A 23,222-nucleotide genomic window follows, 5' to 3' on the forward strand; every position below is an offset into this window, starting at 1 on the left:
GGGGGCATGAGAGAAGGGCGGGGATGGCCGTGACGCAGCAGTTGAAGGCAGCCAAGGCAGCAGCAGTGGAGCTTCCCGTGGACCCGACGCCGGACGTCGGCTCGGAAGGGGAGAAGGCGAGCGACGGCTCGGGCGCGAGGGAGATCGCGTCCCTGACGCCGATGATGCGCCAGTACCTCGAGGTGAAGGCGCTGCACCCGGACTCGGTGCTCTTCTTCCGGCTCGGGGACTTCTACGAGATGTTCTTCGAGGACGCCGTGCGGGCCTCGGAGATCCTCCAGATCACCCTCACCGCCAGGGCCAAGGGCGCCGACAAGGTGCCCATGTGCGGCATCCCCTACCACTCGTCGCGGCGCTACATCGCGCGCCTGATTGGCGAGGGCCTGAAGGTCGCCATCTGCGAGCAGGTGGAGGAGGCCGGCACCGGGCCCGGCATCGTCCGCCGCGAGGTGACGCGGGTCATCACCCCCGGCATGGTGCTGGACGAGGAGGTGCTGGAGCCTCGGGACAGCAACTTCCTGGCCGCCGTGTGCTGGAGCGAGCGCGGGTGGGGAGGGGCGCTGCTGGAGGCGTCCACCGGCGAGTTCCTCGCCATGGAGGCGGCGTCGGCGGCGGAGCTGGCGGAGTCGCTGTCGCGCGTGGAGCCCCGGGAGCTGCTGGTGCCTGGCGGGCAGCGTGACTCGGCGGAGGTGGCGCAGCTGTGCGCGCGGCTGCCTCGCATGCCCGCCATCGCGGAGAGCGAGGCCGCGGCGTTCGAGCCCACGCGCGCGGCGGGGTTCCTGCGCACGCACTTCGCGGTGCAGTCGCTGTCCGCCTTTGGCCTGGATGACTCGCCCCTGGCCACGAGCGCCGCGGGCGCGGCGCTGCGCTACCTGAAGGACACGCAGAAGACGCCCGCGGCCCACGTGGACCGGCTCAGCCGCCAGGAGCGCTCCGGCAGCCTGCTGATGGACGAGTCCTCGCGCGCCAACCTGGAGGTGCTGCGCTCGCAGCGGGATGGGGGGCGCAAGGGCTCTTTGCTCGGCGTGTTGGATAGGACGGTGACGAGCATGGGGGCGCGCAAGCTGGCGCGCTGGCTGGCCTCGCCCCTGGGTTCGCTGCCGGAGATCCACGCGCGGCTGGACGCGGTGGAGGAGCTGTCCGCGCGCAGCGTGTGGCGCGAGGAGCTGACCGGCATCCTCAAGGAAGTGGCGGACCTGGAGCGGCTGACGGGCCGGCTGTCGCTGGGCGCGGGCAATGCCCGAGACTTGCGCGCGCTGGGATTGTCGCTGGCGCAGCTTCCCCGGCTGGGCAAGGCCCTGGCGCGGTGCCAGACGGCGCTGCTCCAGTCGCTCGCGGGGCCGCTGACGGCGCTGCCGGAGCTGGCGGACCTGCTGGCGCGCGCGGTGGTGGACGAGCCTCCCGTGGTGCTGAAGGAAGGCGGCCTCATCCGCCAGGGCTACCACGCGGAGCTGGACAAGCTGGTGGAGCTGTCCACGTCCGGCAAGGACATCCTGCTGAAGATCGAGCAGCGCGAGAAGGAGCGGACCGGCATCGGCTCGCTGAAGATCCGCTACAACAAGGTCTTCGGGTACTACCTGGAGGTGACGAAGTCGAACCTGCACCTGGTGCCGGCGGACTACATCCGCAAGCAGACCACGGTGGGGGCGGAGCGCTTCGTCACCCCGGAGCTGAAGGAGCACGAGGAGCTGGTGCTCACCGCGGAGGAGAAGCGGTGCGCGCTGGAGCTCCAACTGTTCGAGGAACTTCGCGCGAAGGTCGCCTCGGCGGCGCCGCGCATCCGTTCCGCGGCGGAGGCGGTGGCGGCGGCGGACGCGCTGCTGTCCTTCGCGCGGTGTGCTTCCGAGTATGGCTACACGCGGCCGGAGGTCGACGCGTCGGAGGTGCTGAGCATCACCGCCGGGCGGCATCCGGTGGTGGAGCGGATGCTGGGGGCGGGGGAGTCCTTCGTTCCCAACGACGTGCGGATGGACCCGGAGGACGCGCAGCTGTTGGTCATCACCGGTCCGAACATGGCCGGCAAGAGCACGGTGATGCGGCAGGTGGCGCTCACGGCGCTGATGGCGCAGGCGGGCTCGTTCGTCCCCGCTAAGGCGGCGCGCATCGGCCTGTGTGATCGGATTTTCACGCGCGTGGGCGCGGCGGACAACCTGGCGCGCGGTCAGTCCACCTTCATGGTGGAGATGACGGAGACCAGCCACATCCTCCACCACGCCACGCGCAAGAGCCTCATCATCCTGGATGAGATTGGACGCGGGACGTCGACGTTCGACGGGCTCTCGATTGCGTGGGCGGTGGCGGAGCACCTGCATGACCACGTGAGCGCGCGCACGCTGTTCGCCACGCATTACCACGAGCTGGTGGACCTGGCGCGCGAGCGGACCCGGGTGAAGAACCTGTGCATCGCCGTGAAGGAGCAGGGCGGCAAGGTCATCTTCCTGCGCAAGTTGATTCCCGGCGGGGCCAGCCGCTCCTACGGCATCGAAGTGGCGAAGCTCGCGGGCCTGCCCTCGGAGGTCGTGGGGCGGGCGCGGGAGCTGCTCCAGAACCTGGAGTCAGGCGAACTGGACGACGCGGGGCGTCCTCGCGTGGCGGTGCGGCAGAACCCGAAGCGCGCGGTGTCCACGGGGCAGCTCGGACTCTTCGGAGAGCCGGCGCCCGTGGCCCCGGCCGCCCCGGCGCTGCCTGCCTCGCACCAGCAGGCGCTGGAGACGCTCAAGGCGGTGTCCGTCAACACGCTGACGCCGCTGGACGCGCTCAACCTGCTGGCGAAGCTCCAGCGCGAACTGGAGGGCTGAGCGACGCGCGGTCAGCCCATGATGTTCTTCTTGTTGTGAAAGAGCGGGTCGCCCAGGCGGCACACGTTCTTGCCTTCGAACTTCACGTCGAAGGAGTACATCATGAACTCGCAGGGGCCCTTGGTGGCGCTGCTGGCCACGCCGCCGCCCGCGGTGCCGGCCTCGTTGCCTGACGAGACGCTGTAGGTGGCCCCCTTCACCATGGGCATGTGCCCTTCGATGGTGACTGTCTTGGGGCCATCCGCCGTGTCCGCGGAGCGACCCACGTTCGGGTAGGGGATGGGGACCGGGCCGGCGGGAGACGGGGTCTTGCAGACGTCTGGCAGGACGATGCTCTGCCCCTTGCTTCCACCATGGGTGACGCCTCGACCGTTGACGAAGGTGGGCACGGAAAGGTCCTTTCTCGAAGGGGCGAGAGTGTCGTGAGCCGTCAGGCGCTCACGAATTCGTGGGGTTCCAGGAAGCGGAGATGGGGGAAGGCCTTTGACTCCAGCACGCGCTTGACGTCCTCGTGGACGAGGACCGCGCTGACGTTCTCCGCGAGCCGAAACAGCTTGAGGCCACGGGGCTTGTCACCATCAATGGCCAGGTGGTCGATGCTCGCGTCGATCAGGCGGGAGCTGTCAGGAGTGTGGAAGACGGTCTCCGCGAGGTTCGCGGCCCTCACCAGCCCGATGACATTGAAGGCCTTGTAGCCCCGGTGGACGACGGTTCCATCCTCGCTCTGGATGACGGCGTCATAGACGTCGAGGCTGTCCACACCTGCCTCGAGCAGCGCCGCATGGAACGCATTGCTCATGAGGTTGGCCGTATTGAAGTAGTCCAGCAGTTCTCCCTGCTCATTGCCAGGGATGATTCCGACGACGATGAGTTGTGAGGGCGGACGCTGGAAGGGTTTGCCGGCCCACCATCGGTCTCGAAGACTCAGGTTTGGCACGGGATAGATGAGCATCATGTCGTGGCTGCTCGACTCGAGAATGTAATATTTCGGGATCGCTTGCATCGTGACGGCTCAGAGAATCCTGGTGACGCTGCCCTTGGCCTTGGACCTGGTGAACTTCCCGATGCCTACCATTTCATCCGCATAGTCTTGAGTGAGGGAGTCCGTATAAAGTGGGGGGCGCCAGACGGACTTCGTCAGGAGTCCGCGGAGGCTCTCGGAGAGCGAATTCAGGCGTGCGGTGAGTCCCAAGGGCGGCGCGAACCTGTCCTCGTTCTCAGCCTTGCTCTCCATCGCGATGGAGCACGACTCGGTGGCCATCACCGCCAGGCGCTCGCCAATCGACTGAAGAATCGCTCTTGCCTTGTCCGAGTATGGTTTGTGACGCATGTGGAACTGCCTGCCACCGGAGGCTTCGATGGCGGCCGCGACGTAGGCGGGTTTGAATGCTTCTGTCTCTTCGCCCAACACGTCATCCTTGCGCTTCTTGAGGTATTTGAGTCCCAGGTCCGCGGGCCATTCGTTGCAGTTGGAGAGAGCGTAGGGGCTTGGTAACCATTCCCCATTCTCGGCGGCGTTGACGTCGTAGCCAATGGAATATCCCTTCTTGATGTAGCTCGACATGGCTGGCCCTCCCTTGTCAGGGAGGTAGTCCGCGATGCAGTTGTCGTCTCCCATGAAAGGAACGACGGAGGACCCCTTGAGCGACTCGTTTCCCGGGATGAGGTGATGGGGTGCGTACTGGAGGGGGTATTCCTCCTCCTCCTTGTCCTCCGCGTAGGTCTGAATCAGCTTCGGGCGTTTGACCGTTCCATAGGTCACGACCTCCCCCTTCTTGAACAGCAGGGAGACCTTGTCCGCTGCGGGCTCGAGGTTCTTGGCTGCCTTCATCTTCCTGCCCAGCACGCCGCCGTCCGTCGCCGCCATTCCTCCCACGGCGTCATCATCGGGGTTCTGCAGCAACATCTTCTGGGAGTGCGCGTCGCCTTGCTCGTGCCAGGGGCAGGTCTTCTCGTTGTGCACCTCCTCCGAGACGAATTCCGAGACGGCCACTTCTTCACCGATCTCCATGGTCCTCCTCCTTCCAAGTTCCAGTTCAGGTGGGCTGCAGGAGCGCCGCCGCACGGCCCTCAAGGTCGGAGGTGCTCCAGACCAGGGTGGGGCCCTTCACGTGCCCGGCGCGCAGGCGCTCCGCGGCGAGCACCAGCATCAGAGGTCCCAACGCCGCGCCGGCGTCGCCCACGCAGTCCGCGGGATGTTCGATGCGATGTGCCTCCTGGAAGCGCTCCGCGTTTCGCAGGTAGGCCACGCCCCATTCCTTGCTGGGCAGGCTCTCTCCATTGAAGCCCGCGAACACGCACTGCACCTTGGGCGCGTTGCCCGGCATCCCCGCGAAGAGCGCTTGAAACGCGTGGGCGAGACCGTCTCCAAGATAGGGCTCCTCGGAGTAGCGGTGCCCCTGCTCCGTGCCGACTCCCACGTGGGTGATGCGGGCCACGGGCTCGAGGCCGAAGCGTCGCGCGCCACCAGGAGTAGACAGGAGCAGGAAGCTCGCGGCCTCTCCCGGAATGAAGCCGTCCGTGCCCCGGGGGCGCAGTCGGTCCTCCGAGTCCAGCACGGCCAGCCTCCGGGGATGGTTGAAGGTGTCCAGCCCACCGACGATGACGGTGGAGGCCTGTCCCGTGGACAGCAGTCGCATCGCGTCGCGCAGGGCCAGGAGGCCGCCCGCTCCGCCGTGCCGGTACACCCGGCTGCTGGCGACATCGAGCCGCACTCCCGATTGGCGGGCGAGCTGCTCCATCATCACCCGTGAGGAGGGAAGCTGAATCCCCCATCGGTCCTCGGGGAGGGCCAGGAGCAGGGGCGCCGCACCCGTGAGGCCCGCGCAGGCCTCCGCGAGGGCGTACGTGGACAGGCGCAACAGGCGAATCCAGGTGTTGGAGAGGCGCGTCCCGTCGACCTCCAGGGGCGGCAGGTAGTGCTCGGCGAGGAACGACACCACCTGTCGTTCATGGGCACGGTTCAAGAGGCCTGCCTCCGCGAACCGCACGAGCCCCGCGCGGACGGACGTCGCCGTGGTGGGCACATCGAGCCCCACCGGGGTGGTGGCTCCCAGCCCCACGACCTCCACGCCAGGCATGGCGCCGCTCACGAGCGAGCCCCCGTCATGCGCTTCACCGCGAGCGTCACCTGCTCGACCTTCAAGGCGCGCTTGTCGCAAGGAACGCATCCGCGCCACGTCAACGAGAAGCGGTGCTGGTCTGGCTCCAGGAGCAGGGTCTCGATGTGGAGGCGCGGCTTCTCCTCCTTGCCGGCGATGCGCACGGAGGCTTCCAGGTCCACCTCGGGCAGATGGAAGCGCTGCACGCCTTCGGGCGCCGCGTTGATGAGCTCCACGGGCTCGCCGCCCTTCAGCCAGGTCGGGTAGATCTGTCCCTCGGGGGCGGCCTGGAAGAAACGCGTGTCGAAGTCTCGCGGGAGATAGGGCGCGCGATGCTTCTTCCAGGCTTCGTCATACGTCCCCGCGAACCCCATTCGCGGCTGCCAGGACGGAGCGACGAAACCCACGCCGTGTGGCGGTGTCTTGTCGGACAGGCTGGTGAGGGGGAAGCCGGGGTGCGTGAGGTTGGGCAGCGGCGTGCCGTTCATCGCCTTGACGGCGCGCTGTCCCCGAAAGCCCACGCCCACCGGGTTTCGCATCTCCGCGAGGAAGCCGTGAGGGCCCGTCTGGTGACGGCCTCCGTAGGCGCGCTCCCACGTCAGGGGCACCCGCGTCGTCGGAATGGGCGTCGTCGCTGATGCGCCCAGCAGGCCCGCCTTCCAGGTCCTGTCTCCGTGGACCTGCACCAGCTTCTTGAGAGTACCCACCGACATGGACAGGCCAAAGTCCGACGCCGGACGTCCCTTGGGTGCGTGGGCGTCTCCGACGAGGACGACGTCCGTGCCGCGCTTCATGAGGTGTGATTCGCCCGAGTACTTGAGGCTGGTCTCTCCGGGAGGGCCCCAGTGCTCGTCCACGTGCGCGACGGCCTGCTGTGTCTCGGCGACGTGGAGCCCGCTGGAGGTCATGGCGAAGGTCGCCTTGAGGACCACGTACAGCGTGTCCACACCCTTCTCGTCTGGAAACAGGTAGATCGCTGGCGCGAAGGGGGTGGTGTTCTCGAGTTGCAGCATGGCGGTGTTCCCCTGGCTGGCATGCTCATCGCGTCGTGAGTCGCGGTCGGCCCGTCCTGACGGCTGTCAGGCCCGTGGCCAGGGCCGCGGTCTGCCGGTTCGCCCACGTCCGCGTGTCGAAGCGCACGGCGCCCTGGGTCTGGACCGCCAGGTCGAGCGCGAGCTGTTCGCGCCCGCGCATGGGCTCGGTGGAGAGGGCCTTCCACGCGACCTCGGGGGAAAGGGGCTGGCCCCGCAGGTAGCGCGTCTTCGGGGAGAAGTGGTCCTTCTCCTTCGCCCACCACCGGGCGACGGCGGTCGCGTCCGGGAGGGGCAGGGTGGCTTCAGGGGAAGGGACGAGGTCCGCGTCCAGGTCGTCCTCCTCGAGGGGCGGGAGGCCGTTCTCCTCGTCGGCCTTGGCGGGCCGTGCGAAGTCGCCTTCCAGCCGCAGCCCCGTCACGCGAGAGAAGGACTCGCCCGCGAGGCGAGCGGTCCTGTCGTGCTTCATGGCCTCCAGGCAGAGCTCCGCGGCGTGACGCCAGCCGGAGTGACCCAGCGCCCACAGGGCCGCTGACTCCAAGGCGGGCACGTCCAGCGCGGCGGCCATCCGGGACACGTCCTCGGCGTGACCTGCCGCCGCGAGCACCGCGAGGACCCGCGCGGCTTCGGGCGCCGTGCTCGCGACGGGCCTGCGGAGGGCATGGAGCGCGGCGGGATATCCCAGGGCCAACGCCGTCTCACCGGCGGCGATGCGCACGTCGGGGCTTTGCGCGCCAAGGGCTGATTCCAGCAGGGGACGCGCGGCTGGAAGGTCTTCACGGAGCGCTCTCAGTGCCGCCGTCTTGATTTCGGCGGACTCGCTGCGCAGCAGCGGCAACAAGGCTTCAGCCTCCAGCGCTTCGCCACGAAGGCTCAGCAGGCCCAACGCCGCGGCCTGGAGTCCTGGCGTCGCTTGAAGCTCACGACGTCGCAGGAATTTCGAGACCTCGGCGGTGGGTGCCAGGCGCAGCGCCCTGAAGAGGGCTGTCTGTCGCGGCCCTGGCGCCTCCGAGAAGAACGGGAGGAGCCAGTCCAGGGGCGCGCCCGTCGCCATCAGCGCGAGGGCCGCGACGAAGACCTCCTCGGGCCGGGTGCTCTCCAGCCAGGGAATGACGAGTCGCTCGGGGGCTTCCGGGCCCGCGCACGCCAGCCCGTCCAGATGGGCCAGCAAACGGGCCTCGGGCCCCTGAGCCACTTCGTGCAAGCGATAGTCAGGAGAATGGCGGGCCCGCTGCCATTGACTCGCGAGAAAGGCAGCCTCCTCCAGGTGTTCCTCCACGATGTCCCACATGACGGGGCATCGGCGCGGAGCCGCCATCAATTCACCTTCACCGCGGCACCCTTGATGCGCTGGACGCCTGACGCGTGCGATTCAATCTGGGTGCCTCGGATGACGACTCGTCCATTCCGACGCAGGGTGATGCTGGCCTCGCCGCAGAGCAGCACGATTTCGTCCTGGCCCTCGAGGACGATGCGCTGGCCATCCACGCTGGCGGAGACAGGCAGCGCGGGGACCTTGGCTTCCACCGAGCGCAGGAGGTTCTTCCTCGGCTCGAGGAGTCCCATGAGGATGGGGCGGCCGGGCAGTCCTCCCTCGAAGGTGAGGAGGACCTCCGTCTGAGGCGCCACCTCCTCCAGGTGTGTCGTGCTCGCGCCGGCGAGCACGCGAGCGGGCACCGGGCCGGAGGGATTCCCCTCGAAGTCCACCAGCGGAAGGCCCTCCTCCGACATGCCCGTGAGGCGTCCCACGTGAGGGGTCGAAAAGAGGGCTGAGGACGGGCGAAGGATGACGACCTCCGCGGGGGCGGCGGATGCGTTTCGACGCTTCATGAAGACAAGCTATCAAAACCTGACAATGCAAAGTTGGACTTCCTGTAAAATCGAGCCTTTCTGGTGCTTGGCCTTGTTGGCATTCAGGGCTGTCTCGCGGCCCACATCGAGTGCAGGGGGGCTTCCCGGATGCGGGAGGCGTGACGAGATCTGGGGGTCTATGAAGCTGGCCTCCATCATCGTCGGAATCGGTATCGCGGGCTGCGCGGCCCGGGGCGTCCAGGCAGGGCCGGAGAGCGTTCCGGCCGAGGGTGGTTCAGGGCGCGACGTGCTCGTGTTCGAGGGCATGTGCGACGCGTCGGGCGCGGTGGCGCTGGGTGGCTCGTTGTTCGTGGTGGGTGACGACGAGGACAACATCCTCCGCGTCTATGACGCCCGGCGCGGTGGCGCCCCGGTGCGCAGCGTGGACCTGTCACCGGAGCTGGAACTGCCGGCCCACAAGAAGAAGGCCCCGGAGGCGGACATCGAGGCCGCCACGGGCCTGGGCTCGTACTCCTTCTGGCTCACGTCCCACGGCCGCAACAGCTCCGGGAAGAAGGCGCCCAGCCGCCTGCGCTTCTTCGCCACCGAGGAGAAGGAAGGCCTGCCCCAGCTCGTGGGCCGTCCCTACACGCAACTGCTGGATGACCTGCTCGCGGCGCCGCAGCTCGGCGCGTTCCGACTCGCGGACGCCGAGGGCCTGGCCCCCAAGGCTCCAGGTGGGCTCAACATCGAGGGCATGACGGCGATGGCTGACGGCGCGTCCATCCTCATCGGCTTCCGCAGTCCCGTGCCTCAAGGCAAGGCGCTGCTCGTTCCGCTCCTCAATCCGAAGGAGATGGTGCTGGAGGGCGCCTCCGCGCGCGTGGGTGAGCCTCGGCTGGTGGACCTGGGCGGAATGGGCGTCCGCTCCATGTCCTGGTGGCGCGGGCGCTATCTCATCATCAGCGGGGGCACGGATGGCGGGGGCACCTCGCACCTGTTCACCTGGGCTGGCGGAGACGATGCGCCCGTCCTGGCGAGCGACGTGGACCTGGCGGGCTTCAACCCGGAGGCCTTCTTCACACCCGAGGACGCGGAGGAGATTCTGCTGCTCAGTGACGATGGCTCGAGGCCGCTCGACGGCGTGGCGTGCAAGAAGCTCAAGGACCCCGCGCGCAAGCGCTTCCGTGGCATCTGGGTTCGCCCGGGGGAACAGGGCTGACGAGCGTCCTCCCTCATTGACGGGCCCACGGCGGCGTCGCGAGAATCACCGCTTTTCCGCCGGGGAGTCTCCGTGAATCGTGTCTCTGGTCTGCTGGCGTTGCTCTGCGTCTGTGTCTCGTCGGCCGCGCTCGCGCAACGCAAGGAGCTCACCCCCGCCACACCGGAGGCGACGTGTGAACTCACCCCCGCGCTGCGCCTCACCATGCTGGGCGGCGGCTCTTTCGACCTCAAGGAGCCGGCCCTCTATTTCTTCTCACGCTCGCGCAGCCAGGTGCAGGTGTTGGTCTCCCAGCCGGAGGGCGCGACGGAGCCTCGGCTCGAAGCCGTGGGCTTCTGGCATTTGAAGTCGGAATGTCTCATCTCCGTCGACGCCAAAGGGGTCCAGTACGGCTCGAAGCTGGATTGCGAGGACGCGGAGATCGAGGCGAAGGTGAAGGGCTCGGAGGTCACCATCCAGACTCCCGAAAAGGACGTCTTCAAGGTGACCCTTCCGTCCAAGGAGAGCGCCTCGCTGGGCCTGCGCATCACCCTCGTCGCCGAGGGCAACTTCCGGCGTGTGTGGGGCAGCCTGTGTGGGGAGTACAAGAATCCCCCCGCCACGGTGCCTGGCAAGGCGGATGAGTTGCGTCAGCTCAAGCGACACTCGACGTTGAGCCAGGACTACAAGACCGGTACCAACAGCATCTTCCACATGGTGGGGGAGGCCCAGAAGCGCGCCCGAGGCGAGTAGCGCGCGGATACGCGGATCACGTGTAGGCTGTCGGCCCAATGCAGCTGGCCATTCCTCATGCACCTCGAAAGGTGCGACTGACGCAGGTTCCCGGCGCGGTGGGTCGTCTCGCGCGAGATGCCGTGCTCGGGCTGGCCTTCATGGCGTTGCTCGGCGCCGGGGCCACCTGGGCGGGCCGCTTCTTCGTGGAGGAGCACGGCTTCAACGCGCGGGCGGAGGAAGTGGACGGGGTGCTGGTCGCCACGCGGCTCCCCCCGACGGACAAGCGCGACGGCGCCGAGGGCCTGCTCGAGGTCCTCTACACCTTCCAGAACGTGGAGCACTCCGTGTCGGACGTCCGCACCTTCGCGGAGTACGCGGAGGGGCTGGGCCATGGCGCGGTGGTGAAGCTGCTGGTGGACCCGGCCGCGCCGGGCAGTCCCCGTGAAGCCGGCTTCGCGCGGACCCGGGCCTCCCGCATGGGGTGGTTGCCATTTGGCCTGGGGCTGGGCGCGCTCGGGGCGGCGGCCATGTTCACCCGCGAGGCCCGGCGACTGGTGCGCTCGGAAGTGGAGCCGCTGCGACTGGGCGCGTTGGTGTGGCTCACGCCGGATGCGCCCTTGCCGGAGGCTCGGGGCGAGGTGGTCTTCCCCGCCCACTACTTCCGGCAGGACGTCAAATTAGAGGTCCGCGCGCGGGTGCGTCCGGGCCGGGCGCCGGTGCGCAACGGGACGAAGGTGCTCGCGGCGGTGGTGCCTCGGGAGCCCGGCTGGGCGCGGGTCATCGACCAGGACCTGGCGGGCGTGCTCGGCTGGCTGCGCTGAGCTGACGGGTAGGGCCGAAAATTTGCCGGTGACGTGGGGCCGTGTGACACACGCCTGTAGCTCCCAGTTCGCCGGAGGTTCTTCATGTGCCCACGCCTTTTGCTCGCGCTGCCCATGCTGCTGTTGCTCGTCCCGGGCACGGTGGGGGCCGCGAAGCGGGATGAGGCGGAGGCCGCGTACCAGGGGGCTCGCCGCGCGTACTACGCGCTGAAGGACGACGCGGCCCGGCGCAAACTGCGCCACCACTGGCTCAACGTGGTGCACAAGTTCGAGGCGGTGGCGAAGAGCCACCCCAAGTCCGAGCGCGCGCCCGACGCCCTCTTCACCGCGGGCGAGCTGCTCCAGGAACTCAGCCGCATCTCCTTCGTCGAAGAGGACCTGAAGTCGGCCATCGCCGATTACGACAAGCTGAGCCGCGACTACCCCAAGCACCGGCTGGCGGACGATGCCGCGCTGGCGCTCGCGCGCATCCACGTCCACCGGATGGACCGGCCCGAGGACGCGCGCCGCGTGCTGGCGGACATGCTCGCCATCAACAGCAAGGGCGACCAGGCGAAGGAGATGAAGACGCTGCTGGCCTCGCTGCCGACGCCCAAGGGCGCTCCCGTCGCGCCCGCTCCGTCGCGCGGCAAGCCCGCCACGCCGGTGCCGAACAAGACGCCCGTGCAGGAGGAGAAGGCCACGGCGGTCGCTCGGGTGGAGACGCCGTCGGAGCGCCCGGCGTCCGCGCTGGTGGGGGCCATCGAGAAGCTGGCCCGCGAGCCGTCCCCGATGATTCCCCGCCTGGACCCCAGCGCTCCCGTGGGGGTTGAGTCGTCCGGTGAGGGCAAGGGGCTGGATGAAGCCGTCGCCGCCGCGCTGGCCGCGAAGGAGCAGTCCTCCAAGGCCCCCGCTGTCGCCGTGGCGTCGAAGCCCGTGGTGGCTCCGGTCGAGGTGGCCTCGTCGAAGGTCTCCACGCCGCGCCCTCAGGAGCGTCGCCCGGAGGCCGAGCCCGTCCAGGCCGTGTCGACCGTCGCGGAGAAGCCGAAGGCCGAGGTGGCGCCGAAGAGCATCGAGGTCGCCGCCGCCGCGGTGGTCGAGCCGCCCAAGCCGATCACGCGTCCTGTGGATGACGAGGTCGCGCAGGCGCGGCTCAAGGCGGTGGCGAAGCAGTCGCGCCGGGCGGAGCTGACGTTGGCGGAGCAGCTGGGCCTCAAGGTGCGGCGCGTGGTCATTGATCCGGGACACGGCGGTCACGACACGGGCGCCATCGGCAAGGAGGGGACGCGCGAGAAGGACGTGGCGCTCTCCATCTCCCTCAAGCTGGCGGACGAGCTGCGCGAGCGCGGGTTGGAAGTCGTCCTGACGCGAGAGGATGATCGCTTCATCCGCCTGGAGGACCGCGCGAAGTTCGCCAACACGGAGCGGGGTGACTTGTTCATCTCCGTCCACTGCAACGCGGCGACGAGCCGGAAGCTGCGCGGCATCGAGACGTACACGCTCAACACGTCGGCGGACCGGTACTCCATCCGGCTGGCCGCGCGGGAGAACGCGTCGTCCGAGAAGGGCATCAGCGACCTCCAGTTCATCCTGGCGGACCTGGCGACGAAGGCGAACACCGAGGAGTCCTCGCGGCTCGCCAACCAGGTGCAGCGCAGCCTGGTGACGTCCCTGTCGACCAAATACACGGACATCAAGGGGCTGGGCCACAAGGAGGCCCTGTTCTACGTGCTGCTCGGCGTGAAGATGCCGGCCATCCTCGTGGAGACCGCGTTCCTGTCCAACCTGGACGAGGAGAAGCGCCTGGCCACCAGCGCCTACCAGACGGACGTGGCCAAGGCGATTGCCCACGGTGTCGAGGAGTTCCTCGGCGACCGCAGCCGCGTGGCGAAGATCGACTGACGGTGCTGGCGACGGGGCGGGGTTCCCACGTCGCCAGTGCGCGAGTCGAGAGTCTTCAGCGGAGCGCGCGCGTCAGGAGCACCGTCGCCGCGAGGCACGCCACCGTCCGCACGTGGTTCCACGCGGTCCAGCCGGACACATAGCGTGCCCAGTGGAGCGCGGCGTCCGCGCTGTCCGGGTTCAGCGCGGCCAGCGCGTCGTTGCGCGGCACGTTGAACGCGGCGGTCACCCCGAAGCAGCCGACGAGGAAGATGGCGCCTCCCAGGAGCCGCTCTCGCGAATGAGGGTCACTCCAGGTGCCCGGCGAGGACAGCACCAGTCCCGCGCAGGTGAGCGCGGTGCCGATGAACGCCGCGATGAACAGGCCCGACACCGCCGAGACGTTGATGGCCTGCATCGCGGCGATGCCCCGCGCCGCGGGCAACCGTGTCAGGCCGTTCATCACGAACGTCGAGAAGGCGAAGAACACGCCCGCCATCAGCCCGCAGCCGAGCACGGACACCCACGTCAGGATTCGCAGCACCGTCTCCATCATCCGTCCCGTCTCCATTCACTTCGTCGTGGCGGCGAGCGCGAGCTCTTCCACGAAGTCCTCGAACCGTGTCGGTGTCGTGTTGTGCGCGGTCCGCCCCGCACGAGGCCTGACGCGTCCTTCGTTGAAGGCGAGGGTCATCTCGACATAGAGCCCGGCGAACGTCTCTGACATTCCGGCCTGCACGAGCGCCTGGGTCATCTCCGCGGGGGCGAGCCGGACATACTCGAGCCCAGGCTTGCCCAGGCGCGCTCCGAGTATGCGGGTGGCCTCGCGATAGCTGAGGTCCCTGGGGCCCAGCAGCTCCCGAATGGCGAGGCCCTTCCAGTCCCGATGCAGCATCGCCTTCGCCGCGACGTCGGCGATGTCCCGGGTCGCAATCATCGGAACGGCGAGGTCCGGATCGACGGAGTCCGCGTTGACGCCCTGGTGCTCGATGACGGCGAGCGCATCGAAGAAGTTCTCGAAGAAGGACACGGGACGCAGCAGCAGTACGTTCGTGTCCTCCAGCGTCTTCAGGCGCTCCTCCTGCGCATGGAGCGTGGCGAGCAGCCCCGTCCCCTCCCGTTGCTCCGCGCCCAGGCTGCTCAAGGCGACGACGTGTCGCACGCCGCTGTCCCGGAGCGCCTGGACGATGGCCTCGCCCTTGCGCCGCTGGTCCCCGTGGTAGTCCGGCGACTCCCGGTCCGCCGGCAGCAGCGTGTAGACGGCCTCGGCGCCGGCAAACGCCTTCGCCAGGAACGCGGCGTCGCCCGGGTCTCCCACGAGCACCTGCGCGCCGCGTGCGGCGAGCTCCGCCAGTCGACTCTCGGAGCGGCCCAATGCTCGGACGTCCTGCCCGGCCGCGAGCAGCAACTCCACCACCTTCTTGCCGGTGTTCCCGGTCGCTCCCATCACCGTCAACATGTGTGCTCCCTGGGGCCTTGAGCCCCGTGGCATTGGCTTGCCTGGAGTCCAATATCGGGGCACGAGCCAGGACTCTCAATGATGCGAAGTCGCTGATTCATGCTCGTTCGTCCAGGTTGGGGTGGACGACGGGGAAGGTGGGGCGGATACTCGGGACATGAAGAACCTGATGCCCTCGGTGGACTCGCTCGGCGAGGCCCTGCACTTCCTGCGGATGAGCGGCACGTTCTATTGCCGCTCGGAGCTGACGGCGCCGTGGGGGCTCGCGCTGCCGGTGATGAAGGGCAGCCTGATGTTCCATGTCGTGACGTCGGGACAGTGCTGGCTCGAGGTCGATGGTGTGGAAGACCAACTGCTCCAGCCGGGCACGTTCGTGCTCTTGCCCCATGGAGAGGGGCATCGCGTGTCGAGCGATCGAGGGGGGCCGACGCGGAAGCTGGAGGAGCTCCCCGAGGAACTCGTGAGCGAGCGCTACTCCGTCCTGCGGCACGGTGGAGGAGGGACACCCACGACGCTCATCTGCGGGGTCGTGCGCTTGGACCATCCCGCCGCCCGGCACCTCGTCACGCTGCTGCCGAGCGTCATCCGCGTGGAGCCTTCAGGCTCACCCCGCATGGACTGGCTCCAGAGCACGTTGCGCTTCATCGCCGACGAGGCGAGGGAGTTGAGGCCCGGAGGCGAGACGGTCATCACCCGGCTCGCGGACGTGCTGGTGGTCCAGGCGCTCCGAGAGTGGATGGCCCAGGGCTCCGGTGCGCGCACGGGCTGGTTGGGGGCGCTGCAGGACCCCGAACTGGGGCGCGCGCTCGCGCTCATCCACCGCGAGCCGACGAGTCCGTGGACGGTGGCCTCGCTGGCCTCGCGGGTCGCGATGTCCCGTTCGGCGTTCTCGGCGCGCTTCACGCGGATGGTGGGCGAGCCGCCCATGCACTACCTCGCGCGGTGGCGGATGTACGTCGCGCATACGGCGCTGAAGGAGGAGCGCCCCGGGCTGGCCGAGCTCGCGGAGCGCATGGGGTATCAGTCCGAAGCGGCCTTCAGTCGCGCGTTCAAGCGCTTCATGGGCGTGTCACCTGGAGCCGTGCGCAGGGGCGACGCGACGTCGCTCCCGGCCCTGGGCATGTCCGCGTGAGTCGCGCGCAGGTAGGACTCAACCCACGCGGCGGATGCCGAGGTGGACGTGGTCGTAGTGGTCGGGCACCTTCCAGAGCAGCTGCACCGAGTACTTCTTCCCGTCGACCTCGATGGTGTGCTTGTTGAACGTGCCGATGTTGCTCTCGGGGATGCCGTACTTCTGGGCGAGCTGTCTGGCGAGCTGGTCCCCCTTCGCGCCCCGGACACCGAAGTCCACGGCGTATGCATTCGTGTTGCCCGTGTAGTGGTCCGAACGCGTGGAGGAGCCCGCGGACTGGGTCTGCTGGGCGTTGCGCTTCTCGCTCGTCACCGGAATGCCCAGCGTCCGGGCGATGGCCTTCCCCGCATCGGCCACGCCCTCCGAGCCGCCCCATCCCTTGCCCGCCTTGATGCCACCACGGGCCGTCGCGCCAGGGGTGGCGCCGTCCTCCTCGGGCCGTGAGCCCTTCGGCTTGGAGGTGTCCATCTGGCCGACCCGACGGGGCTTGTCGTCGAAGCCATCCGGAATCCGCAAGCTCTTGCCCGCGATGATGAGGTCGGGATTCTGGATGTTGTTGGCCTTGGCCAGGGCCTGCACAGACGTCTGGTAGCGGTTCGCGAGCTGGGAGAGGGTTTCACCGCGCTGAATGGGGTGGAGGGCGGACATGGGGTGGATTCCTATGTGGAAGAGGAATGTCCTCGGTACGCACGCCTGGGTGTGGCGGTTACAGGTGCCCACTTTTTCGCAAGGGCCGCAGCCGGCGAAGCGGCCCTTCGGGCATGATTCCTCGAATGGCTGACTTGGGGTGGCCGCCGTTCGACGTCCTGGTCGCACGAGACGACGAGGGCGAGGGCGCCTTGCTTGCTTCCCCCGAGCAGGAGGCCGTGGCGAAGGATGCGGGACTGCGGAATCCACTGGATCTTCGGCGAGGGGCTCGCGCCGACATGGACTCCGTCCCCATGCGGGTGCCGACACGGGGGCCTGGCTTGCTGGGCCCGCCGCCCATCGCGGACTCGACGCCACGGCGGAGGGCCTTCTTTCGGCTCACATCCGAGAACGCGCGGTGCCGCTCATCCAGGCTGCGCCAAACCGTGTCTGATGGAAGGAATTGCGCCGGTTGTTGTCCTCCATAGGGAGTCAATAGTCATAGGTGGCCCTGTGGGGTCTTGTCTTTCATGCGCAGATCCTGTCCTGCTCGTGCGGGATGTCATTGCACTGGGGGATGTCAATGGAGCCGCTTCGGCAGAACATGCGCGTTGGATGGAAGGCCGTCTGGTTGTTGTTCGCGGTGGTGGGAGCGTCTGGCTGTCGGGAGGGCACCGCGTCGTCGCTTGAGGAGTTGGGCACAGTGAGAGCCGCGGAGGCAGCCAACCGCCTGGGCCTCGTAGCCGCTGGCCGCAACCACACCCTCGCGGTGCGTTCGGACGGGACTGTGTGGGCCTGGGGCGACAACATGCACGGCCAGTTGGGCAACGGGAGTCTCCTGGACCAACGGGTGCCCGTGCGCACCTGGGGCTTGTGGAACATCAGCGCCGTGGGTGCCGGCGACATGCATTCCCTTGCGTTGAAGTCGGACGGCACCGTGTGGACGTGGGGTAGCAACACCAACGGGCAGCTAGGAGATGGCACCACCACCAAGCGAGAGGTGCCTGCGGCAGTGCCTTCGTTGGTAGCGGTGGTGAAGGTGGCTGCGGGTCACTTGCACTCGCTTGCGTTGAAGTCCGACGGCACCGTCTGGGCCTGGGGACTTAACGCTGCCGGCCAGTTAGGAGACGGCACCACCACCAGCCGCCTCGATCCGGTGCTGGTGCAGGGCCTGCCCCCGATTACGGCGCTTGCCGCGGGCAACGCGCACTCGCTCGCGATGGACGCCAACGGGACGGTCTGGGCGTGGGGCAGCAACGCCAACGGGCAGTTAGGCGACGACACACCGGCCCTCCGGCTACTTCCCGCCGTAGTTCCGGGCCTTTCAAACGTGACGGGGCTGTCGGCTGGCAGCAATCACTGCCTCGCCCGCAAGGCAGACGGCACGGTGTGGGCGTGGGGTGCCAACACCTCGGGTCAGCTGGGCGATGGCACCACCACTTCTCGCTCCGTGCCACAGCAGGTGCCGGGCCTTGGAAGCGTGGACGGAGTGCTGGCGGCCCAAATGCATTCCCTCGTGCTGAAGTCGAACGGGACGGTGTGGGCCTGGGGTGGAAACCAGCGCGGCCAGCTCGGCGACGGGACACTGGCGGCGAAGCTGGTGCCAGTGCAGGCGGTGGGACTGGGGGGCGTGGTGGCGGTGGCGGCAGGGAGCAGTCAGCACTCGGTGGCGGTGGTGGCCAGCGGCGACGTATGGACGTGGGGCCAGAATGTGGAAGGGCAGCTGGGAGACGGCTCGACCGCCTTCAACCCGCTGCCGAAGAGGATAATGGGCCTGGTCGAGCGAACGACAATGGCTCAGCATGAGACTCATTCGCTGGCGTTGAAGCCGGATGGCACCGTCTGGGGCTGGGGGTTCAACTCCTCCGGCCAGTTGGGCGATGGCACCACCACCAACCGACTGGTGCCCACACAGGTACCGGGCCTCACCGGAGTGGTGTCCCTGGCGGCAGCCATGAACCTTTCGCTGGCGTTGAGGTCGGACGGCACCGTCTGGGGGTGGGGCGAAAACTCCTGGGGCCAGCTTGGCGACGGCACGGCCACCAACCGACTTGTGCCCACTCAGGTACTGGGCCTCGCTGGCGTGGTGTCCCTGGCGGCAGGCAGCTACCATTCGCTGGCGTTGAAGGCGGATGGCACCGTCTGGGCCTGGGGACACAACGGCTACGCTCAGTTGGGCGATGGCACCACCACCAACCGACTGGTGCCCACGCAGGTGCCGGGCCTCGCTGGAGTGGTGGCCCTGGCGGCGGGCTACACCCACTCCCTGGCGCTGAAGGCGGATGGCACCGTCTGGACCTGGGGCTCCAACGACTATGGCCAGATTGGCGACGGAACGACCACTAACCGCTTGGTGCCCACGCAGGTTCCAGGTCTCACGGGGGTGGTGTCCCTGGCGGCGGGTTACGAGCACTCCCTGGCGCTGAAGGCGGACGGCACCCTCTGGGTCTGGGGCAAAAACTACTATGGCCAGCTTGGCGACGGCACGGACACCCACCGCCTGGTGCCTACGCAGGTTCCAGGCCTCACCGGCCTGACGGCCCTGGCGGCGGGTGACAATCACACGCTTGCGTTGAAGGCGGACGGCACCGTCTGGGCCTGGGGCTCGAACACCTATGGCCAGCTTGGCGACGGCACGACCACCGACCGCCTGGTGCCCACGCAGGTTCCAGGCCTCACCGGCGTGATGGCCCTTGTGGCGGGTGACCATCACACGCTGGCGTTGAAGGAGGACGGCGCCGTCTGGGCCTGGGGCAGCAACTACTATGGCCAACTAGGTGATGGCTCATCACGGATGCACACCCTTCCGAGCACCGCTCAATTCAGCGGCGGACGCAGCTTGGCGGGTAGTCGTTTCTCCTTGGTCCGAAAAGCAGACGGCACCGTATGGGCCTGGGGTTCGAACACCTATGGCCAGCTTGGCGACGGCACGACTACCCAACGACTGATGCCCACGCAGGTACTGAACCTTGCAGACGTGGCAGCCGTGGCGGCAGGCAACTACCACTCGCGGGCGCTGAAGGAGGATGGAACAGTCTGGGGGTGGGGCTGGAACTCCGGGGGCCAGCTAGGCGACGGCACGACTACCCAACGATTGGTGCCCACGCGGGTACCGGGCCTCACCGGCGTAGCGGCACTGGCGGAGGGCGGCGGCCACGCGCTCGTGCTGAAGGCGGATGGCACCGTCTGGGCCTGGGGAGACAACTTCGCCGGCACGTTGGGCGATGGCACCACCACCCGCCGCCTGGTGCCCACTCAAGTACCGGGCCTCATCGCCGTCGCGGCCTTGGCGGCGGGCGCCTCCCACTCCCTGGCGCTGAGGGCGGATGGCACCGTCTGGGCCTGGGGCAACAACTCCTGGGGCCAGCTTGGCGACGGCACGACCACCCAACGACTCGCGCCCACGCAGGTCCCGGGCCTCACCGGCGTGACGGCCCTCGCGGCGGGTGACAACCACACGCTTGCGCTGAAAGCGGATGGCACCATCTGGGCTTGGGGCTCGAACGCTTCTGGCCAGTTGGGCGACGGCACGACTGCCCAACGATTGGTGCCCACGCGGGTATTGGGAATCTCGAACGCCAGAACCGTGAAATGCGGAAGTGCCCACTCACTGACCATGAGGGCGGATGGTGGCGTCTGGGCCTGGGGCAACAACAACTATGGCCAGCTGGGCGACGCCACGACCACCCGACGACTGGTACCCATCCAGGTTCCTGGGTTGGTTGGTGTGGTGGCCCTTCATGGAGGTACAGAGCACTCCCTCGCCGTTTCGGCGGACGGAGTGTTGAAGGGCTTTGGCTCCAACAACTACGACCAGGTCGGCACTGGTCTCCCGACCGTCAGGCTGTCGCCAATACAGGTTTGGTGACGCGCCTGCTTGCATCCCCGCGCCCTTGCCGAGGCCCCCAACCGTCTGGGGGCAACCGGAGGAAAGGTGCATGCTGACCTCGGGAGTCGAGGGACCGCGTGCGCCGGGCACCTGGCCCACGACTGCCGTAGCGACGTGCCACACCCGCTCCATGGTGCAGGTGGCGCGCATCTTCTCCTACTTGCGCCACCTGCATCCGTCAGACACGGTCTGGCGCCCCACGGCTCGCGGTGAACGGGGGCACGGGAGGGCCCTGACGCGGAAGCTCCACCGTGAAGGTGGACCCACGCCCGGCCTCGCTCTCGACCCGAACCGACCCTCCCAGCCTTTCGACGAGCTGGCTCACGATGTGGAGGCCCAATCCCAGACCTCCGTAATGTCGCGACGACACCGCACGCTCGAAGGCGCGGAAGATTCGTGTCTGTCGCTCCGGTGGGATTCCAATTCCCTGGTCCCTCACTTCCAGCAGCGCTGTCGCGGCGTTGCCTTCGACCACGATGTCGATGGGCCTTCCTTCGCCGTACTTGATGGCGTTGGCGAGCAGGTTGGTGACGATTTGATCGAGCCGTGAGCGGTCCCACACGCCAGGCATCGGCGTGTCGGCATGCACTCGAAGCCGGGCTCCCGAGGTGGCCAGCTCGGGGGCGAAGCGCGCCGCGATGTCGCGGACCAGCGCCGCGAGGTCCACCTCTTCGAGCTCGAGGTCGAGCCGCCCCGCATGGATGCGCGAGACATCGAGCAGCGTGGTCACGAGCTTGGCCATCCGCTTCGCCTGTCGCTCAATGGTTTCGAGCGAGTGGGCCACGGTTTCCATCGGCGCGGCACGGAGCGTCCCCAGCCGGGAGAGGCGCAGCAGGCCCTGCACGGACAGTTGAAGGGACGTCACCGGGGTCTTCAGCTCGTGGGACGCAATGGAGAGGAACTCATCGCGCAGGCCGACCGCCGTCTGGGCCTGCTGATAGAGCCGGGCATTGTCCACGGCCATCGCCGCGCGGCGGGCAAGCTCCTGGGCGAGGACCAGCGACGCCGGGCCGTACTGGCAGCCCTCGCACTCGCGGGCGAGGGTGAGCGCGCCGAGCGTCCGGCCCCGGGCGAGCAGTGGCACCGAAATCCAGGACCGGAACGGGACGTCTCCCGAGGGCGCCGAGGTGTCCCCCATCGGGAAGAACGCCGGCTCGCCGGTGCGCAGCACCTTGCCAGGGCCCTGCGCGGCCTTGAGGTCGGGTGGCACCAGAGCGACCTTTGCCGGGGACCTGGCGAGAAGCGCTTCGGATTGGGCCTGCGTGATTCGCCGGACCGTGTGATCCGGCTCCAGGAGATCGAACGCACACCAGTCAGCGAACCGCTGGACGGTCAGCTCCGCCACGCTCCGCAAGGAGTCCTCGGGGGCAAGCGAGCCGGCGAGCATTCCGGAGGCCGCCGCCAGGAACGCGGACTTTCCTTCCTGCTCCTCGGCCCGAGCGCGCGCCTGCTGCTCGCGTTGGAACGTCTGGTCGCGCTCCTGCTCGGCCCGGCGCTGCTCGGTGATGTCGATGCCGGTGCCAATGACATACTCAATCTCTCCCGTCTCGCCACGCAGCACGTTGCTGGCCCAGGAGATGAGACGCCGCTCTCCGTCCCGCGTCAGCCAGAAGCTCTCGTATTGTTCGTTCCCCATGCCCGAGGCCAGCACGGCGAAGTCCGTCTCGACGCGCGCGGCTTCCTCGGGAGGCTGGAGTCGCTTCCAGAAATACGCACCACGGAGCTCCTCGAAGGAGAAGCCCGTCACCTCCTGGCACGCCCGGTTGAAGCGGACGATGCGTCCTTCCGGATCCAGCACAATCACCAGCGCGCGAGCCGTATCCAGGACCGCGGAGCTGAAATCGCGCTCACGTTGGAGCTCCCGCTCCGTGCGCTGTCGAGCGGTGATGTCCCGGAAGTAGACGGCCCTCCCATAATAGACACCGTCCTCGCTCACCACCGGGGCGTTGTACTGCTCGAACACCCGGCCATCCTTGAGCCGCAGTTCGTCCTGTCCCGACGCGTTCTCGTGTTCGGAGAAGGCGCGGGAGCGCGCGGTGAACCGTGCGGGCTCTTCCACGCGCTCCGCCATCGCGCGGAGCAAGGCCTCGCGAGAGGCGGATTGAATGTCTTCTTCCAGTCCCCACATCTGCGCGAAGCGGCGGTTGTGCGTGAGCGTCCCGCCGCCAGGGGAGGAGATCAGGATGCCCTCGACGGAGGCTTCGCTCAGGGACTCCCACAGCGTCTTTTGTTGGTGGAGGTCGCGCTCGCTGTCCAGGGTGCGCGCGAAGAGTCGCCGGTGGATGAGCGCGGTGCGGAGGACGCCGCCGAGGCGCTCCACCATGCCCCGGTACTGGCGCGGCAGCCGAGGCTCCTGGTCGAAGTACAGCAGGAGCACGCTGGAGTCGCGTCCCGCGTCTGTCGTTCCGGGGATGACGGGCACGGACCAGCACGCGAGTTCCGGCGAGGTCAGCTCCGGGTAGGGCAGGTCCACCGAGGCGGGGCATGGCGCCAGGGGCTGCTCCAGGGGACCCGGAATCGGCAGGCGGCGGGAGGCGGCGGAGAGGCCGCTCGCGCCCAGCAGATGGACCCGCCCCCGCGCATCCTCCTGGAGCCAGAGGGCCACGGTGCAGCTCAAGCGCTCCGCGAGACGGTCCAGGAAGGTGTCCGCGGACTTGTTCGGATCGAACAGGTCGAGCGCCGCGACGGTGAGTTCCTGGAGCACACTCAGGAGCGCGAGGCGCTCCTCGGTGAGCTTCTGGTCCGTGTTCGCCTCGTGGTCCACCATGTCCCGCATG

At 68.2% G+C, this 23,222-nt stretch carries 18 protein-coding genes; 7 read left to right on the plus strand and 11 right to left on the minus strand.

Annotated features, from left to right (window positions below):
• Positions 1–23 precede the first annotated feature (23 nt).
• Positions 24–2,798 (plus strand): DNA mismatch repair protein MutS, encoded by a 2,775-nt coding sequence (gene mutS, locus FJV41_RS22760; RefSeq protein ID WP_141644633.1) that lies wholly within the window; start codon positions 24–26, stop codon positions 2,796–2,798.
• Between the two features lie 11 nt (positions 2,799–2,809).
• Here mutS and FJV41_RS22765 read toward each other — a convergent pair whose 3' ends face one another.
• Genes FJV41_RS22765 through FJV41_RS22795 form a run of 7 tightly spaced genes read right to left on the minus strand, consistent with a single transcriptional unit; the run spans position 2,810 to position 8,760 of the window.
• Positions 2,810–3,187, minus strand: a complete 378-nt coding sequence (locus tag FJV41_RS22765; protein WP_141644634.1) for a DUF4150 domain-containing protein — start codon at positions 3,185–3,187, stop codon at positions 2,810–2,812.
• Between the two features lie 41 nt (positions 3,188–3,228).
• On the minus strand, positions 3,229–3,753 hold the full coding sequence (locus FJV41_RS22770) for a hypothetical protein (protein ID WP_141644635.1): 525 nt from the start codon (positions 3,751–3,753) through the stop codon (positions 3,229–3,231).
• 57 nt (positions 3,754–3,810) lie between these two features.
• Positions 3,811–4,809 carry a hypothetical protein gene (locus tag FJV41_RS22775; RefSeq protein ID WP_141644636.1) on the minus strand — a complete coding sequence of 333 codons (999 nt, stop codon included), beginning with the start codon at positions 4,807–4,809 and terminating at the stop codon, positions 3,811–3,813.
• A 25-nt stretch (positions 4,810–4,834) separates the two neighbouring features.
• On the minus strand, positions 4,835–5,890 hold the full coding sequence (locus FJV41_RS22780; protein WP_181790848.1) for a beta-ketoacyl synthase N-terminal-like domain-containing protein: 1,056 nt from the start codon (positions 5,888–5,890) through the stop codon (positions 4,835–4,837).
• Positions 5,887–6,912 (minus strand): DUF2169 family type VI secretion system accessory protein, encoded by a 1,026-nt coding sequence (locus FJV41_RS22785; RefSeq protein ID WP_141644638.1) that lies wholly within the window; start codon positions 6,910–6,912, stop codon positions 5,887–5,889. Before FJV41_RS22785 ends, FJV41_RS22780 begins: the two co-directional genes overlap by 4 nt.
• Positions 6,913–6,937: 25 nt before the next feature.
• Complete coding sequence (locus FJV41_RS22790) at positions 6,938–8,221, minus strand: TIGR02270 family protein (RefSeq protein ID WP_220137883.1); 1,284 nt, start codon at positions 8,219–8,221, stop codon at positions 6,938–6,940.
• Between the two features lie 26 nt (positions 8,222–8,247).
• Positions 8,248–8,760: a DUF6484 domain-containing protein gene (locus FJV41_RS22795; protein WP_141644640.1), complete on the minus strand. Its 513-nt coding sequence runs from the start codon at positions 8,758–8,760 to the stop codon at positions 8,248–8,250.
• Positions 8,761–8,920: 160 nt separating this feature from the next.
• Between FJV41_RS22795 and FJV41_RS22800 the strand changes: the two genes are divergently transcribed.
• The 4 genes from FJV41_RS22800 (at position 8,921) to FJV41_RS22815 (ending at position 13,359) form a co-directional block, all read left to right on the plus strand.
• Entirely contained in the window at positions 8,921–9,943 is a 1,023-nt protein-coding gene (locus tag FJV41_RS22800; RefSeq protein WP_141644641.1) for a DUF3616 domain-containing protein, read from the plus strand.
• Between the two features lie 72 nt (positions 9,944–10,015).
• Positions 10,016–10,675, plus strand: a complete 660-nt coding sequence (locus FJV41_RS22805; protein WP_141644642.1) for a hypothetical protein — start codon at positions 10,016–10,018, stop codon at positions 10,673–10,675.
• 38 nt (positions 10,676–10,713) lie between these two features.
• Positions 10,714–11,478, plus strand: coding sequence for a DUF3592 domain-containing protein (locus tag FJV41_RS22810; RefSeq protein WP_141644643.1), 765 nt, complete (start codon positions 10,714–10,716; stop codon positions 11,476–11,478).
• Between the two features lie 84 nt (positions 11,479–11,562).
• Positions 11,563–13,359: an N-acetylmuramoyl-L-alanine amidase gene (locus FJV41_RS22815; RefSeq protein ID WP_141644644.1), complete on the plus strand. Its 1,797-nt coding sequence runs from the start codon at positions 11,563–11,565 to the stop codon at positions 13,357–13,359.
• 55 nt (positions 13,360–13,414) lie between these two features.
• Here the strand turns inward: FJV41_RS22815 and FJV41_RS22820 are convergent, their stop codons facing one another.
• Positions 13,415–13,894, minus strand: a complete 480-nt coding sequence (locus FJV41_RS22820) for an anthrone oxygenase family protein (RefSeq protein WP_141644645.1) — start codon at positions 13,892–13,894, stop codon at positions 13,415–13,417.
• A gap of 15 nt (positions 13,895–13,909) precedes the next feature.
• A complete protein-coding gene (locus FJV41_RS22825) occupies positions 13,910–14,797 on the minus strand; it encodes an NmrA family NAD(P)-binding protein (protein ID WP_141644646.1) in 888 nt (295 codons plus the stop codon).
• A 157-nt stretch (positions 14,798–14,954) separates the two neighbouring features.
• Between FJV41_RS22825 and FJV41_RS22830 the strand changes: the two genes are divergently transcribed.
• A complete protein-coding gene (locus tag FJV41_RS22830; RefSeq protein WP_141644647.1) occupies positions 14,955–15,929 on the plus strand; it encodes an AraC family transcriptional regulator in 975 nt (324 codons plus the stop codon).
• An 18-nt stretch (positions 15,930–15,947) separates the two neighbouring features.
• Here the strand turns inward: FJV41_RS22830 and FJV41_RS53810 are convergent, their stop codons facing one another.
• Positions 15,948–16,577: a LysM peptidoglycan-binding domain-containing protein gene (locus FJV41_RS53810; protein WP_246137356.1), complete on the minus strand. Its 630-nt coding sequence runs from the start codon at positions 16,575–16,577 to the stop codon at positions 15,948–15,950.
• Between the two features lie 583 nt (positions 16,578–17,160).
• Here FJV41_RS53810 and FJV41_RS22845 point away from each other — a divergent pair.
• Complete coding sequence (locus FJV41_RS22845; RefSeq protein ID WP_246137357.1) at positions 17,161–20,424, plus strand: RCC1 domain-containing protein; 3,264 nt, start codon at positions 17,161–17,163, stop codon at positions 20,422–20,424.
• A gap of 199 nt (positions 20,425–20,623) precedes the next feature.
• Here FJV41_RS22845 and FJV41_RS22850 read toward each other — a convergent pair whose 3' ends face one another.
• Positions 20,624–23,221: a PAS domain-containing sensor histidine kinase gene (locus tag FJV41_RS22850; protein WP_246137358.1), complete on the minus strand. Its 2,598-nt coding sequence runs from the start codon at positions 23,219–23,221 to the stop codon at positions 20,624–20,626.
• Position 23,222: the final 1 nt, after the last annotated feature.

The sequence above is a fragment of the Myxococcus llanfairpwllgwyngyllgogerychwyrndrobwllllantysiliogogogochensis genome (genome assembly GCF_006636215.1).
Lineage (GTDB): Bacteria > Myxococcota > Myxococcia > Myxococcales > Myxococcaceae > Myxococcus > Myxococcus llanfairpwllgwyngyllgogerychwyrndrobwllllantysiliogogogochensis.

What these genes read in the sequence shown, in the direction of transcription:
- FJV41_RS22830 (WP_141644647.1), top strand. Translation starts at nt 14,955, where the DNA reads ATGAAGAACCTGATGCCCTCGGTGGACTCGCTCGGCGAGGCCCTGCAC.
- FJV41_RS22785 (WP_141644638.1), bottom strand. Translation starts at nt 6,912, where the DNA reads ATGCTGCAACTCGAGAACACCACCCCCTTCGCGCCAGCGATCTACCTG.
- FJV41_RS22790 (WP_220137883.1), bottom strand. Translation starts at nt 8,221, where the DNA reads ATGTGGGACATCGTGGAGGAACACCTGGAGGAGGCTGCCTTTCTCGCG.
- FJV41_RS22815 (WP_141644644.1), top strand. Translation starts at nt 11,563, where the DNA reads ATGTGCCCACGCCTTTTGCTCGCGCTGCCCATGCTGCTGTTGCTCGTC.
- FJV41_RS22770 (WP_141644635.1), bottom strand. Translation starts at nt 3,753, where the DNA reads ATGATGCTCATCTATCCCGTGCCAAACCTGAGTCTTCGAGACCGATGG.
- FJV41_RS22845 (WP_246137357.1), top strand. Translation starts at nt 17,161, where the DNA reads ATGCGCGTTGGATGGAAGGCCGTCTGGTTGTTGTTCGCGGTGGTGGGA.
- FJV41_RS53810 (WP_246137356.1), bottom strand. Translation starts at nt 16,577, where the DNA reads ATGTCCGCCCTCCACCCCATTCAGCGCGGTGAAACCCTCTCCCAGCTC.
- FJV41_RS22820 (WP_141644645.1), bottom strand. Translation starts at nt 13,894, where the DNA reads ATGATGGAGACGGTGCTGCGAATCCTGACGTGGGTGTCCGTGCTCGGC.
- FJV41_RS22810 (WP_141644643.1), top strand. Translation starts at nt 10,714, where the DNA reads ATGCAGCTGGCCATTCCTCATGCACCTCGAAAGGTGCGACTGACGCAG.
- FJV41_RS22795 (WP_141644640.1), bottom strand. Translation starts at nt 8,760, where the DNA reads ATGAAGCGTCGAAACGCATCCGCCGCCCCCGCGGAGGTCGTCATCCTT.
- FJV41_RS22850 (WP_246137358.1), bottom strand. Translation starts at nt 23,221, where the DNA reads ATGCGGGACATGGTGGACCACGAGGCGAACACGGACCAGAAGCTCACC.
- FJV41_RS22800 (WP_141644641.1), top strand. Translation starts at nt 8,921, where the DNA reads ATGAAGCTGGCCTCCATCATCGTCGGAATCGGTATCGCGGGCTGCGCG.
- mutS (WP_141644633.1), top strand. Translation starts at nt 24, where the DNA reads ATGGCCGTGACGCAGCAGTTGAAGGCAGCCAAGGCAGCAGCAGTGGAG.
- FJV41_RS22825 (WP_141644646.1), bottom strand. Translation starts at nt 14,797, where the DNA reads ATGTTGACGGTGATGGGAGCGACCGGGAACACCGGCAAGAAGGTGGTG.
- FJV41_RS22775 (WP_141644636.1), bottom strand. Translation starts at nt 4,809, where the DNA reads ATGGAGATCGGTGAAGAAGTGGCCGTCTCGGAATTCGTCTCGGAGGAG.